This window comes from Paenibacillus sp. NPDC093718, from assembly GCF_050279985.1.
Taxonomy (GTDB): Bacteria; Bacillota; Bacilli; order Paenibacillales; family Paenibacillaceae; genus Paenibacillus_AQ.
Window position 1 is genome coordinate 308,696 of sequence record NZ_JBNNUS010000007.1, and the last position, 13,270, is coordinate 321,965.

The 13,270-nt window shown below is 46.5% G+C and carries 16 protein-coding genes and 1 riboswitch; of the genes, 3 read left to right on the forward strand and 13 right to left on the reverse strand.

Going from position 1 to position 13,270, the window contains the following annotated elements:
• Window positions 1–85: 85 nt before the first annotated feature.
• Window positions 86–1,450 (reverse strand): TrkH family potassium uptake protein, encoded by a 1,365-nt coding sequence (locus tag ACQKPA_RS22075; protein WP_427494657.1) that lies wholly within the window; start codon window positions 1,448–1,450, stop codon window positions 86–88.
• 175 nt (window positions 1,451–1,625) lie between these two features.
• Window positions 1,626–1,773: riboswitch (cyclic di-AMP (ydaO/yuaA leader) on the forward strand.
• A 110-nt stretch (window positions 1,774–1,883) separates the two neighbouring features.
• Between ACQKPA_RS22075 and ACQKPA_RS22080 the strand changes: the two genes are divergently transcribed.
• Window positions 1,884–2,567 carry a universal stress protein gene (locus ACQKPA_RS22080; RefSeq protein ID WP_427494658.1) on the forward strand — a complete coding sequence of 228 codons (684 nt, stop codon included), beginning with the start codon at window positions 1,884–1,886 and terminating at the stop codon, window positions 2,565–2,567.
• A 131-nt stretch (window positions 2,568–2,698) separates the two neighbouring features.
• On the forward strand, window positions 2,699–3,994 hold the full coding sequence (locus ACQKPA_RS22085; RefSeq protein WP_427494796.1) for a TrkH family potassium uptake protein: 1,296 nt from the start codon (window positions 2,699–2,701) through the stop codon (window positions 3,992–3,994).
• Between the two features lie 81 nt (window positions 3,995–4,075).
• On the opposite strand, the gene ACQKPA_RS22090 is transcribed toward ACQKPA_RS22085, so the two are convergent.
• The 8 genes from ACQKPA_RS22090 to ACQKPA_RS22125 all read right to left on the reverse strand — a co-directional run bounded on the left by ACQKPA_RS22090 (window position 4,076) and on the right by ACQKPA_RS22125 (window position 9,737).
• Window positions 4,076–5,332: a glycosyltransferase gene (locus ACQKPA_RS22090; protein WP_427494659.1), complete on the reverse strand. Its 1,257-nt coding sequence runs from the start codon at window positions 5,330–5,332 to the stop codon at window positions 4,076–4,078.
• A complete protein-coding gene (locus ACQKPA_RS22095; protein ID WP_427494660.1) occupies window positions 5,329–5,967 on the reverse strand; it encodes a TetR/AcrR family transcriptional regulator in 639 nt (212 codons plus the stop codon). The genes ACQKPA_RS22090 and ACQKPA_RS22095 overlap by 4 nt, the downstream gene beginning before the upstream one ends.
• Before the next feature lie 185 nt (window positions 5,968–6,152).
• Window positions 6,153–6,995, reverse strand: a complete 843-nt coding sequence (locus tag ACQKPA_RS22100; RefSeq protein ID WP_427494661.1) for a formylglycine-generating enzyme family protein — start codon at window positions 6,993–6,995, stop codon at window positions 6,153–6,155.
• A gap of 224 nt (window positions 6,996–7,219) precedes the next feature.
• Window positions 7,220–7,855, reverse strand: coding sequence for a glycoside hydrolase family 11 protein (locus tag ACQKPA_RS22105; protein WP_427494662.1), 636 nt, complete (start codon window positions 7,853–7,855; stop codon window positions 7,220–7,222).
• A gap of 444 nt (window positions 7,856–8,299) precedes the next feature.
• The gene (locus ACQKPA_RS22110) at window positions 8,300–8,746 is read right to left on the reverse strand and encodes a hypothetical protein (protein WP_427494663.1); all 447 of its coding nucleotides are present in this window, start codon (window positions 8,744–8,746) and stop codon (window positions 8,300–8,302) included.
• Window positions 8,730–9,104: a MerR family DNA-binding protein gene (locus tag ACQKPA_RS22115; RefSeq protein WP_427494664.1), complete on the reverse strand. Its 375-nt coding sequence runs from the start codon at window positions 9,102–9,104 to the stop codon at window positions 8,730–8,732. Before ACQKPA_RS22115 ends, ACQKPA_RS22110 begins: the two co-directional genes overlap by 17 nt.
• Window positions 9,013–9,204: a MerR family transcriptional regulator gene (locus ACQKPA_RS22120; RefSeq protein ID WP_427494665.1), complete on the reverse strand. Its 192-nt coding sequence runs from the start codon at window positions 9,202–9,204 to the stop codon at window positions 9,013–9,015. The genes ACQKPA_RS22115 and ACQKPA_RS22120 overlap by 92 nt, the downstream gene beginning before the upstream one ends.
• A gap of 188 nt (window positions 9,205–9,392) precedes the next feature.
• Window positions 9,393–9,737, reverse strand: coding sequence for a winged helix-turn-helix transcriptional regulator (locus ACQKPA_RS22125; protein WP_427494666.1), 345 nt, complete (start codon window positions 9,735–9,737; stop codon window positions 9,393–9,395).
• Between the two features lie 135 nt (window positions 9,738–9,872).
• Here ACQKPA_RS22125 and ACQKPA_RS22130 point away from each other — a divergent pair, with 135 nt between their 5' ends.
• Window positions 9,873–10,511, forward strand: a complete 639-nt coding sequence (locus ACQKPA_RS22130; protein WP_427494667.1) for an NADPH-dependent F420 reductase — start codon at window positions 9,873–9,875, stop codon at window positions 10,509–10,511.
• A gap of 45 nt (window positions 10,512–10,556) precedes the next feature.
• Here ACQKPA_RS22130 and ACQKPA_RS22135 read toward each other — a convergent pair whose 3' ends face one another.
• The 4 genes from ACQKPA_RS22135 to ACQKPA_RS22150 all read right to left on the reverse strand — a co-directional run bounded on the left by ACQKPA_RS22135 (window position 10,557) and on the right by ACQKPA_RS22150 (window position 13,041).
• Window positions 10,557–10,964 (reverse strand): helix-turn-helix domain-containing protein, encoded by a 408-nt coding sequence (locus tag ACQKPA_RS22135; protein WP_427494668.1) that lies wholly within the window; start codon window positions 10,962–10,964, stop codon window positions 10,557–10,559.
• A gap of 152 nt (window positions 10,965–11,116) precedes the next feature.
• The gene (locus tag ACQKPA_RS22140; RefSeq protein ID WP_015735743.1) at window positions 11,117–11,221 is read right to left on the reverse strand and encodes a DUF6254 family protein; all 105 of its coding nucleotides are present in this window, start codon (window positions 11,219–11,221) and stop codon (window positions 11,117–11,119) included.
• Window positions 11,222–11,545: 324 nt separating this feature from the next.
• Complete coding sequence (gene map / locus ACQKPA_RS22145) at window positions 11,546–12,292, reverse strand: type I methionyl aminopeptidase (protein ID WP_427494669.1); 747 nt, start codon at window positions 12,290–12,292, stop codon at window positions 11,546–11,548.
• 26 nt (window positions 12,293–12,318) lie between these two features.
• Window positions 12,319–13,041, reverse strand: coding sequence for a TetR/AcrR family transcriptional regulator (locus tag ACQKPA_RS22150; RefSeq protein WP_427494670.1), 723 nt, complete (start codon window positions 13,039–13,041; stop codon window positions 12,319–12,321).
• Window positions 13,042–13,270: the final 229 nt, after the last annotated feature.

Sequence of the window (13,270 nt, forward strand, 5' to 3'; positions counted from 1 at the left end):
GAATAAGGTTCAGCCCCGGAGTTCGAATTAAACTACTCCAGCTGAACCTTATTTTTTCGTATCCCGAATTGCGGATCGACCACTCTTAACCAATAAGCACTTTCTCTTCAGGCAACCGGTATTTTTGTTTGACTACTCTTTGCGACAGCGCGAAGGCCAGCGTTAAGGGGCCGAGTCTGCCGATGTACATGGTCAAAATGATGACTCCTTTACCAAAAGGAGACAGCTCAGGCGTCAATCCCATCGATAGGCCAACGGTGCCGAAGGCTGAGGTCACTTCGAACAGAACTTCCATAAAATCCTTTTGCAAGCTATGCTCGCTTATGGTTAACAAGAATGTAGCGACAATCACAACGCTCACTGAGATCACCATGACGGCTATGGATCGGAGGATAATCGATTGGGGGATGCGTCGATTTAACAACTGCACGTCCTGCTTCCCCTTAATAATACTAATCAATGTGAATAACAGTACGGCAAATGTATTGGTTTTGATCCCGCCTCCCGTGGATCCGGAGGAAGCACCGATAAACATGAGGAAAATCATGAAAAATTGAGAAGTCGTCATCATCGCGGCTATGTCGATGGTATTAAACCCGGCCGTACGAGTCACCACACCTTGAAAATAAGCCGCCCATACTCGCTCTCCCCAGCTCAAAGAGCCAAACGTATGGGAGTTGAACAACTCAATAATGAAAATAACGATAAACCCGGCTAAACAAAGAAATGCTGAGGTCGACAAAACGATTCTTGAATGAAGGGACAGCTTATTCCACCTTCTATGCTTCCATAAGTCCAGTACAACAGTAAATCCAAGCCCGCCAATGATAAAAAGCAGGGTGATGACGATGTTGACCAGCGGGTCCCCCACATACCGGCTCAAACTGTCTGACCAAAGACTGAAGCCAGCGTTATTAAATGATGAGATGGAGTGGAACACCCCATAATAAATAGCTTGCCCCAAGCCCAGTTCCTCCTCCCAACGAACAATTAACAAGGCTGCTCCGACGAACTCGATAATGAGCGCAATCAGAAAAATACCTAGCGATAGCCTCACTACGCCTTGCGTTGATAATGCGTTAGTGGATTCTTGGAGGAGCAGACGATTTTTCAGTCCGATTTTCTTTCCAAGCACAACGGCGATCAAAACTCCGAAGGTCATGAAACCAAGACCTCCGACTTGAATCAGGCACATGATCATGATTTGACCAAAAAGGGAAAAGTCGGTTCCTGTATCCACTACGGCCAATCCGGTTACGCACACTGCAGATGTTGAGGTGAACAAAGCGTTTAACCAACCTACACCTTCACCTGATGACGATGATATGGGCAAGGCTAACAAGATCGCGCCGATTACAATCGGTGCGGCGAAACCAAGAAGGATCAGACGTGAAGATGATAGCTTAAACTGTTTTAATGATTTTAGCGGCTCCGATTTGCCTTTAGCCATCCTATATTCCCCTTTCAGATACGACAGACCATGAAACCCGGTAGACTTCTTTGCGTAGTATATACCATAGTAAAGCATAGGTTCTGCTGCAATCCAAGGATATGATGTTGTTTACTTATCGGTAACTGTTTACTTTCAGCATGTTTTAGCATAATATTTATTACGATAAATTTCATACGCATGAATGCTTAATCCTCTATGAGGAACGGGGGAACCAACAAAGCGACTAAGCTTTAGGGGTGAATTCTTTCTGGATAAGAAGGAACGGGAACTCTCAATCCCGAATCCGACAGCTAACCTCGTCAGCGTCTTGGGAAAGAACACTCTTACTACTTTGACTTGTCCATGATCCGTACAGCCAAGGCCTAGAAGCAGATTTTTCTCTGCCTCCAGGCCTTTTTTGTTAAAGCTGTTGTGCTTAGAAAAGAAAGGAATGATTTCTCTGCTTAATAATGAAAAGATACTGGTATGCGTGTATTACGGTCCAAACGGAGAACGTCTCATCCGCCGAGGCGGCGAATTAGCCAGACTTCTTCAGTGTCCCCTGTTTGTGTTGAGCGTTATACCCTTGCGTGAAGATGAGTTAGATCAGGCACAAGAAAGGTATATGGCTGAGTGGCAAATGAAATGCGACGAATATGGGGCAACCTTCATTGTCAAAACGAATGAAGATCGCAAGGCTTCAGAAATCATAGCGGAAACCGCCAAGAATCATCAAATTACCCAGCTAATTATCGGACAATCCGGTCAAACGCGATGGCAAGAAATTACGCGTGGCTCGTTTGTCAACGAACTCCTAAACCAGATAGGCGAAACGGATTTGCACATTGTAGCGGTTCAAAGGATGGATGATCCAATAGCTGACACCCATGAACGGGGAATTCGAGTCACTGTGTTCAAAGAGGGTTCTCATTATCTGCTTGGCAATAAGGAATCCGGGGGCGATCCAATAGCCGATGGTCTATTTTTCAAAGAACTAAATACCGATTTCGACACCGGCTTGCTGAAAATAAAAACCGATCATGACATCCAATACTTGAAAATAAGTCACGGAAAAGTGGTAGACCCGTCTTTTTTCCAAAACAGAGAAATGTATGAGAAACACAGCGATCAATAAAGGATGGAGTGGAACTTGTGCGTAAACCATACATGAATTCGAACAACCGAAATACACAACATTCCGCTCCTGACACAATGGAGTTGTTTATCAACAAGCTCAAAAAAAATATGAGTCCCCCTCAACTCGTCATGCTTGTCTTTTTCACTTTAATAATAATCGGGACCACATTGCTCGCGCTTCCCTACTCTTCCTCCACCGGGAGGTCAATTGGTCTGCTGGATGCCTTATTTACAGCCACCTCCGCAATATGCGTAAACGGACTGGTTGTCTTGGATACCGGTAGTGTTTTTTCGACTTTTGGACAAGTCATTATTATGATGTTGATCCAAATTGGCGGGCTCGGCTTTATGACCTTTGGCGTCATGGTCGCCATTGTTCTGGGGAAGAGAATTGGGTTGAAGCAACGACTCATTATACAGCAAACCACCCATTCGACCTCGGCACAAGGTTTGGTTAAATTGTCAATGTATATGGTGCTCATTGCATTCGCGTTTGAAGCATTAGCTACGATTGTCCTGACGCTCCGCTGGCAACAGGACTTCGGGTGGGGACAGGCAGCTTATTACGCCCTTTTCCATTCCGTTTCGGCATTCAACAATGCCGGATTCGCCCTGTGGTCTGACAGCCTTTCCCCCTTTGTCGGCGATCCGATCGTCAATATTACGATTGTCTTGTTATTCATCATTGGAGGTCTAGGCTATATCGTCATTGTGGATGTATTCCAAAAACGTTCATGGAAGAAACTTTCGCTTCACTCCAAGGTTGTCTTAGTCGGGACAGGAACGCTGTCCCTGCTCGGTTTTCTATTTATATACTTTTTGGAGAGCTGGAATCCGTCAACCTTTGGCCAATTGAGCGAAAGCGAACAAGTGCTGGCTGCTTTTTTCCAAGGCATAACGCCTCGAAGCTCGGGGTTTAACACGATTGACATCGGTAGTATGCTGGCGGCTTCTCAGTTTTTCATTATTATTCTGATGTTCATCGGTGCTGCTTCCGGAGGAACAGGCGGCGGTATTAAGATCAATACGCTTGTTGTACTCATACTAGCTACGATCCAAACCTTTCGCGGGGGTGGTCAAATCCATGCCTTCAAGCGCAAAATAGCTGGAGAAACCGTCATGCGCGCCCTGGCCGTTGTCATGAGTTCTTTGGTGGTCGTGCTGGGAGTTTCCCTGTTGCTGACCATCTCTGAAGGAATGCTCGAAGAACATTTCTTGGAAGTGTTGTTTGAAGCGACCTCAGCATTTAGCACCACTGGATTGTCGATGGGATTGACAAGTGAATTGTCCCCCGTGGGGAAAGTCATTGTAGCGATAACGATGTTTGCCGGTCGTCTGGGTCCCTTAACACTCGCTTACGCATTGGCTCAGAAAAAGCGCACATCCAAAATTGGATACGCGGAAGATCATATCTTGATTGGGTAACTCAGGGTTCCCAATCAAGAATTTTCTTGTCCATGAATACCTTAACTTTTGGTTCACATATCCCTTGTATAAGGAATTTTCTCAAAAGTGATCATGCAACCGTCTCTCGATAAATTCTACAGTTCGATCAACACCTCTCTCCCCTAAAATTTTGTCTGACAGTGCCATTGCATTGGCTCTCAATGCTGAATGACTTGTTAGCTCCGCTATTCGCTTAGCCAAACCGGCCACAGACATTGATTTTTCAGGAATCGGCTTGGTCGATACACCTAACTCGTACATACGCTTGGCCCAGAAAGGCTGATCCGCATTGAACGGGGATATGGTCATCGGCTTCCCTGCTCTCAAAACGGCCGCTGTCGTCCCTGCTCCACCATGATGAATAACGCCTGCAGCTCGCGGAAACAGCCATGCATGCGGTGCTTCCTGTATACACAGGATGTTCTCGGCCCCACCGGATACTTGCATTCCACTCCAGCCAACCAGAATGATGCCGCGTTGCCCCGTTTGTTGTAAAGCCTGCATAGTCATCTCGAGCACATGATCCGGATGCTTTAGAGGCATGCTGCTATAACTGATAACGATTGGCGGGGATCCTGACGCCATAAAAGACTCCAGCTCCCTTGGCGGGTCCCAATCCGTATCTTCCAGAAACCAAAACCCTTCCATACAGACTCGATCCTTCCATTTTGGGTCAAATGGCATTATCGAAGGACTGCAACCGTAAAGCACTGGAATATCGCGTCCGTTTACGTACAGATCATCGGAGAATAGACTTCGCGGAGGTAAATTCAACGTCTCGCTTCTCCATGTATTCATCAATTTTTTGAAGGATAACAGCATGAAACGGTTGAGATGGTAGCTTTTTTCATTTAACCATCGATTCCTGAAGGTGAAAGGTAAAATGGGATTGGTGAAAGCACCTGTCGGTGCAATGATCGGAATCGGATGAGCAGCGAATACGGGAATATTCAGCTTTTGTGCAATATCATATCCAGCGAATGCTTTGGGATGGTAGATGAGGCCGTCCGCATCTTGAGAAGCGGTCCACAGGTCATTGAGCATTTGCTGCATCATAGGATATATAAGCTTTTTCATCTGCTTCATAATCTCGAAGGGATTGCTGCCCAGCATGCGTTTCCCTTCTGCAGATTGGGCTAGTTTCATCATATTTGCCCGTATTGGCGCAAAACCTACGCCATGCCCGCGAATGAAGCCTTCGAAATCCTGCGTTGTGCATATAACCACATCATGTCCGTTGTTCTGGAGACCTCGGGCAAGGGCAATGAACGGCTGCACATCTCCTCTTGTTCCAATGGTGAGCAACTTTATTTTCACTCATTTCCCTCCTTACGATAAATGCCGTACCTTAACATATCCAAATAGGGCTTTGTGTCAAAAGCCGCACTTGCCTCGACTTCTCCTGCAGAATTCACGTCGTACCGTTTGGTCATTTGCTTCGTAATTAGAGATTCAAGGGAGAGCAATACGAATTCGATAGCTTGCTTGGGATCGATTCCTTCCCTAAAACGGCTATGATCGATCCTGCTTGCCAGGAGGTGTATGGAATCCTCGTTCATTTGCTGTTGTTTGAGCAGAAGATCCGCTTTCAGCTCTTCCGGCATAATCAGAAATGTTTTAGCCATAAATCCAAACCTGATGGGGTCACTTTTAAATACATCCATCTTTTTTTGAGATAATTGCTCTATCGCCTGAAACAGATCCTCGGAGAGATCCATAGGTGACGAAGTCAGTGAATGGTAGTAGTGCTTTAAGCATTCATCCACCACCGTTAAATACAACGTTCTTTTATCCGAAAAATAATGAAACAAAATTCCCTTGGATACGCCAGCTGCTTTGGTAATTTGATTGGTTGAAGCTCCTTCATAGCCCTTGTGATAAAACTCTACTAAAGCTGCTTGCAAAATAGTTTGTTTTTTATCTGGCTCCATTGGTTTGTACTCCACCTCCACCGATTGACCACCTGGTCAAAATCATTTGACCAAATTGTAATACACATTGACCACCCGGTCAATAGTGTGGTGACTTGCTTGCATCAAGCCAGGAAATCAGCGGCCACCTTGCGGTAAAACTCACGGAAAAGCACCAACTTCACAAACTAAATCCGGAATAAAAAAAGAAACATGACAACAAAATGTCATATTTCTCCTCGAACAACACGAAAACCTTGATCAGGGCCAAAGCCATTGGGATCGAACTTCCCTCGGAAGGATATCTCGTTGTTGGTAACGTCGCCGATCCAACCGCCGCCCTTCACTATCCGGAAAGAACCGCTTGGACTACCCATTTCGCCGTGCCAGTCCCAGCACCATTCCCTTACGTTTCCAGACATATCGTAAATTCCTAACTCGTTGGGCTTCTGGGTACCGATCGATTTTGTTTTATTCTGATTGCTCTCTATGATAGGCCAGTTCCAATCCCCAGATAGGTATTTGTCTCCGGCGTTCTTCCAATACCATGCGACCTCATCGGCATTGTTGCTTCCGCTATAAATGTAACCCTTGCTATTCTGACCTCCGCCCGCAGCGTATTCCCATTCCGCTTCTGTAGGCAACCGGTAACCGTTAGCTCCCTCATTGATCGTGACGGTCCATTTGATATCATCGTTATCGTTCCTATTATTCGGATCCTTTTTCCCCTTGTCTATGTTGTAATATGGTTTTAAGCCTTCACTAATACTTCTTTGATTACAATACTCCACAACGTCATACCAGCTCACCATTTCAACCGGCAATTGGTCGCCTTTGAATGCAGATGGATTATTGCCCATAACTTCCATCCACTCTTTTTGGGTGACTTCATATTTGCCGATGTAAAAGTTCGATAGGGCTGCGTTTTTTTCAGCGTAGTTAGACTGGTTGTTCTTAAAGGTTCCTCCTTTCACCAATACTAAATCATCATTCTTTTCAGGCTGATCTTGCGAACAAGCGCCGATCACAACCATTATTGCTATCAAAAAGAACATTAATGGCTTTCTCATTGATGATATCTCCTTTTAGCTAATAAGAAAAATGATAGCCCGTTGTTGCCCGCAACTTGCCTCCCCGTTACGTCGAAGGCTGCTCGTCTCCGCGAAAAACGGCCCGCAACGTATCCGGACTTAGGGATAAAGGAAGGGAACGGTCAATCGGATAGCCCGAACTCCGCTTTCCTAAGTGACGATCCCCACCGTGTCCGTTAGTTGAGTTTACTGATGGCGATTGGCTACCATACCGTTACGTTAGAGCTTCCGCTGCTTTGATAACCCTCTGTTGCTAACACCTGATAAGACCAGCTGCTCCCCAGATTCATCCCTTTACTTGCCCATGCATTCACGTGGTTGCTGAAAGTGATGGAGGAGTTGACCCCCGTCGCTCTTTTCGATTGCCGAACGCTCCAGTACTGGGCAAACGTTTGTGTTCCGTCAATGGAAGGTGCGTTGTATCGCATGGTCGTATAGATGTCGTATGTGCCCCCATCACTTGTCACTGTCCCTTTATATGTTCCGGTAGGTCGATAAGTACCCCAGCTATCTACGACGTAATACTCGATGAGTGCGTTTCTCGTCCAACCATAGAGCGTCAAATACCCATTGCCGGACGGAGACCAGACCCCGGCATTGTAGTTAATCGTTCGGTTAGGCGATCCGGTATTCCAGCCTTTGCCGACAACGAAATTCCCGGTATTTTGCCATGTCACGCTGTAATTACCGCCAGAGCCGTTAACAGCCTTAACCGTTCCGCCGCCATCGGTCCAATTTTGCCAATAGTCGGTCGCAGCACTTGAGGTTGTGGCAAATATACCCAAACTCATAGTAGCTGCAAGAATAACCGTCATCATTTTCTTACTAAACTTAAACATAATCTACCTCCTCATAATGTTGAAATGTGCCTTTCGTTGATTTTCTTGGCTGTGCTTGCATGCGCTTTTCCATATCTTCTTTTTCCGGTTTCAAATCACTTAGCAAATTAAATATGATATCTAGATTATTTCACAATTTTAGGGACTTCCCGCTGAACACGGAACATGGACGAAATCATTGGCCTACTATGGACGATGCCGGATTTACATAGCAGAAATGTAGGGCCAAAGAGAAATGGCATTTACCGACCATTGCAGCGTTCCTTGATACAGCGAGGGCAGAAAGATCATAAAAAAGACTGCCGGTAAAATACCGACAGTCCCTTCTATTTCAAGAAGACGTATACTCTTTATCTTTTCACTGGTTCCACCCGATGAATGGATTGTCTTTTCATGAATTGTCACAGTCTTTTCCATCCACGGCTCATACCCGGTTTGGTTGCTTCACTCTACCCGACCGGATTGTGATATCTGACCTCCGAATGCCTTTGGCTTCCTTCTTATGCCCACTATGATGAAGGTGACATAGATTACGATCGCAATCGAATCGATTAACGTATCCGTAAGTGCCGATATGTCTTGTAATGTCGTAATACCAAGAATGACCAGCAACCTGACGATCAGAAGCGACACAATGGTCCAGGCGGCGAAGTGGATCTTTGATCGTTCACTTTGGAATGACATGAAAATGAACACAAAGCCGAAGATCAAATTTTCCGCCGTGATGATGTGCCATACATACATGAATATTGTTTGGGTGTCCATCGCTATCGCACTCACATGGAGCACCGGCAGCACAGTGGATTGCCCGTTCCATGCGTGCGTGAAGGCAAAAAGTATCGCCAGAAGGCCAGCAGTCAAAAAATAAAAATTCCTAACCTTGATCCCCATGACATCCCTCCTCAGATATTTCCGGTTCCTTCTTGTGAATAGAGCGGTAAAGCTCGCGAACGATTTCTGCCAGCCGTTGGTCGCTTTCATGATTAAAGTCCCTAAGCGTTTCGGCTGCTGCGTCGAGCAACTGACTGACCTTTTCCAGATGGGCAATTTTCTTGCGCGTTTCTGCATTCTTGGCATCGAGAAACGAAGCAACCTCAAGGCAATAAGCTGGGTCTACATTCTCCATCCTGTGGAATCCAAACGTTCCCTTGATCTCGTCAAGAGTGAAGTCCGCATACTGCATGATTTGGATATTCATCAAAAACGATGAGGTCGTTCTTCGAATACCTGCGGTACCGATTGTTTTCACGGGACGGCGATACGATTCCTATCCGGTCATAGTACCGAAGCGTATCCTTTGAAATCCCAAGCAGCTGCGAAACTTCTTGTATAGAATAAAGTTTTTCCATAAATTCAAAATAACATTGGAGTAAGCTCCAATGTCAAGTCATTATTGTAATTTCATTATCAGAGCAATCAAGTCATCGTTGGCAAGAGGGCATATAATAACCAGCCGGCTAGCCTCGATTGTTTCGCTCACCATTGCTGCCCTTTTGGGGCCTGCGTCAACGAGATCATCTGCCCTGTCCACGGCTAACTATTTAGGGGCTGATATCTCACATTCAGATAGGATGTGCTTTTTCCCCCACTCACTCATCGAATCCAGAAATTCAATCATGGTTCGTCCCTTCGGTGTCAGCGTATATTCTACTCTAGGCCGAGGCTCCGGATACGATTTTCTATCGATAATTCCATCCCGCTCAAGCTCTCGAAGCTGCTCAGTCAATATTTTTTTCGAAATGGATGGTAAATGTCGCAGCAATTCGCTAAACCGAACGGGTATTGATTTTTTATACAAAAATCTATAGATTGGAATTTTCCATCTCCCGCTTAACATGGAAAATACGACCTCAACTGGACATTCATTTCGTTGAACAGGCATTCGTTCGCCCCCCCATTTTTATCCATAGTGTATCATTTTTCTTTAACCAAAAGGTTGGTTACAAAAAAGTGCCTAATTGTTATCGATATTTAATTGAGAATACAATCACACTTAGAAAGGAGATGAGATGTATCCATGCGTATTGGAATTCTCGGAGCGGGAAATGTAGGTCAGTCCTTAGGGAAAGGACTCGCGAAATCAGGTCATCAAATTCTCATCAGCAGCCGAACACCCCATAGCGGGAAACATGATCTTTGGAAACGTGAGGTTGGCGATTCCGGAGACATTGCATCATTTGCTGAAGCAGCTCAGTTTGGTGAGGTTATTATTGCGGCTCTCCCTTGGGCCAGTATGAAAGAAGTGATTGAGACCATCGAGCCAGTGTATCTAAAAGACAAAACGGTTATTGATGTAAGCAATGCCGTCCATTTTGACAATGGACCGCGTTTGCTCCTTACGAATACTTCAGCAGGAGAAATCATCCAGTCCATTTTACCGGAGAGTCATGTGGTTAAGACACTTAATACAGTTAGCGATAAGATCATGAGTCATCCTCAGTATAAAGAAGGTTCACCGATCATGTTCGTATCCGGAAACCATGCACCTTCCAAAGATCAGGTCAGGGTCCTTCTTAACGATCTCGGTTGGTCAACGGTCGTTGATTTAGGTGATATTCGGCAAAGCTTTCTACAAGAATCGATCATGCTTGCATGTGTGATTAGTGAAATTCAACTGCAATCACCAGGGTCATCCTTTGCCTTTTTAAGACATTAAGTGTTAATTCAGCTGGCTGAACTTATGACCTTATCTTAGCAAGTACTAGTAATTCTCACTTTCCGCTTGTTTTTTGATTGAATCCACAGTGAGTGTGAATGCTTCCGCTGCTTTATATGCATCTAATGCATTTTGAAGACGTTTTACTTGCTGATTCAACTCGTTTCGATTGTCTTTGACCTTTATAATTGCACGTGCCACGTGAATCAGTTCTTCTTTTGCTGCGTTTATAGCACGATGATGAGCTTTTTCAATCATTTGTACGGCCATATGCGTGTAGATCGTTACAAACTCCTTATCATCAATCCGCTGCTCACGGGCAGCCAAATCGCTCTCGCTGATTACCCAATCTCCAGAGTCGTTTTTCGAAGCGGCTAAACGCCCATCATTAATCATGTTAAGAATCGTTTTGTAATGAACCCCAAGTAACAACGCTGCTTCTTTAGCATTCATTTTAAACACCTTCCCTTATCTCTTGTTATCCATATGTTAAGTGATAACTAGGGGAAAGTAAATCGAGATATCTAATGAATGATACAAGAAAGAAGACTGCCGGCATTTTACGCCGACAGCCTTTCTCTCTTCCAAGTAGTATACTATTCATCCTATTCGCTGGACAATTCCTTAAGCGATTTGATTTTACCATGGGGATGCTGTTCTTGCTTTCGTGACTTCCAGGCAGCTTCTTTCCTTCTCTTCTGGTGAGCCATAACAGATATCCTCCTTTGGAAACTGAATTGTATACCACTTACTTATATTGTCATTCCTCAGCTCGGTTCATTCATGAAATTCATATAGAGTCAATTGTTTTAAACACAGTTATGTACTCGATGGCTTCTCTATTATACAGGTCATGATCGAAGAAGGTGTGTGGCCAATGATTTCCTTAACAGCCCACTTACCTTCTCGAATCTAATCGGTTGGAGAAAGCGTCCGGCAGACCACCCGAAGTCACGCTTGAGGCGAGAGCTTGGGTGATCTCGCTTACCGGGTTGGCGACATATTTCCGCACTGCCGTCCGTTCGCCTCTATTCTTACTGGGCCGTTAATATCAGCGGTCCGTCCGACGTGATTGCGATTGTATGCTCATATTGCGCCGACAGCTTGCCGTCAGCCGTTCTCGCCGTCCACTGATCGTCGTCGATCGTGATACGGAACGTACCTTCGTTGAGCATCGGTTCAATCGTAAACACCATACCTTCCTTTAATCGAATGCCTTTGCCGGCTACGCCGATATGCTCGTAGTTCGGCTCCTCGTGCAGGCTCCGCCCGATCCCGTGCGCCAGCAGATCGCGTACGACGGAGTACCCGTTCGATTCCGCATGCTGTTGAATCGCCGACGTTATGTCGCCGAGCCGGCCTCCAGGGAGTGCCCGGGCGATCCCCAGATCCAAGCATTCCTTTGTCACCTTCATTAATTTTTGCGCCTCCGGCCGTATATTGCCCACCGCATAGCACCAGCATGAATCGCCGAACCAACCGCCGTATTCCACGACGATGTCGAGCTTCAGCAAATCGCCGTCCATAAGCGCTCGATTCGAAGGAATGCCGTGAGCCACCACATCGTTGACCGAAGTGCAGGTTTCTGCGGGGAAACCGTTATACCCTTTCGTAAACTGCTTGCCGCCGAGTTTGGTGATGTGTCTGGCAACAAAGTCATTGATTTCGCGGGTGGTGATCCCAGGCTCGATCAGTTTGGCAACCTCACGGTAGCAGTCCGCAACGATTTGGCCCGCCGGCTTCATCTCCTCGATTTCCCTTGATGATTTTAAGATGATCATCTATGTTTATTCACTCCTTATTCATACTATAATTTTAAAAACATGACGATATCCCTGGCCTCTTCGTGCAGCTTACCGCGGCGAAGCGAAAGCGAGGCGCAGCCGACCAAGGCGGCCAGCAGCATTTCCGCGCGCTGTAGCCGATACAGCGGCTCTGCCGCATTTCCGCCGGAAGCCGCAGCCCCGTCCTCCGCGCGCCCGGTTTCTAGCAGCGCGGCAAGAGGCGGGAGCACCTCCCGGCGAAAGGCGGCCAGGAGCGGGGCTGAGCGCGCTTCAGGCAGCGAGGCAAAGCTCTCACCGGCCAGCTTATGCAGCAGGTACAGGGCATGGTCCTCCGCCCAAAGCTGCAGCAGCCGGACGCCGGCTTCCGCGACGGGGCCAAGCTCTGCGGCATCGGCCGTTTCGTGGCTTCTCATACGGGAATCCGCGGCAGCCGAATTCCCGGTGTCCGGCGCAGCAGCCAAGCCGAAATGCCCGCCCGATGGTACCTCCCCCGAAGCCGATGCAAGCGGGGCCTTCAGCCATCCACCGTCCCGCTCCAATGCATCCCATAGCAGATCGTGGAGTAAATCGCCTTTGTTGCTGTAATAATGGTATACCGTGCCATAGCCGAGTCCCGCCTGCGCGGCCACATCGCGGATTTCCAGTAAAGGACCTTTATCCAAAAACACATCGGCAGCGGCTTTCCGAATTTGCGCCAGACGTCGCAGCCGGATCTCTTCGTTTTGTTCCTTCGTGCGTGGAGTCATCTAGTCTAATCACCTCTTTTATTTTTGACCTGCTCTTATGTCAATATAAAACATCAGCTTGCGAATAACAAGTGATTAGTGTGGGATTTCAGGCTCAACCTTGAAATCGGTGCTTGACCAACGGGTTAACCTCGAACGAGCGATCCGGTTGGAACATTGCTACGCTAACGGTTGTCATAGTGTTTAATCGGCCCAAAAAACGAATGATACTTTTTTTATAGTTGTTTAC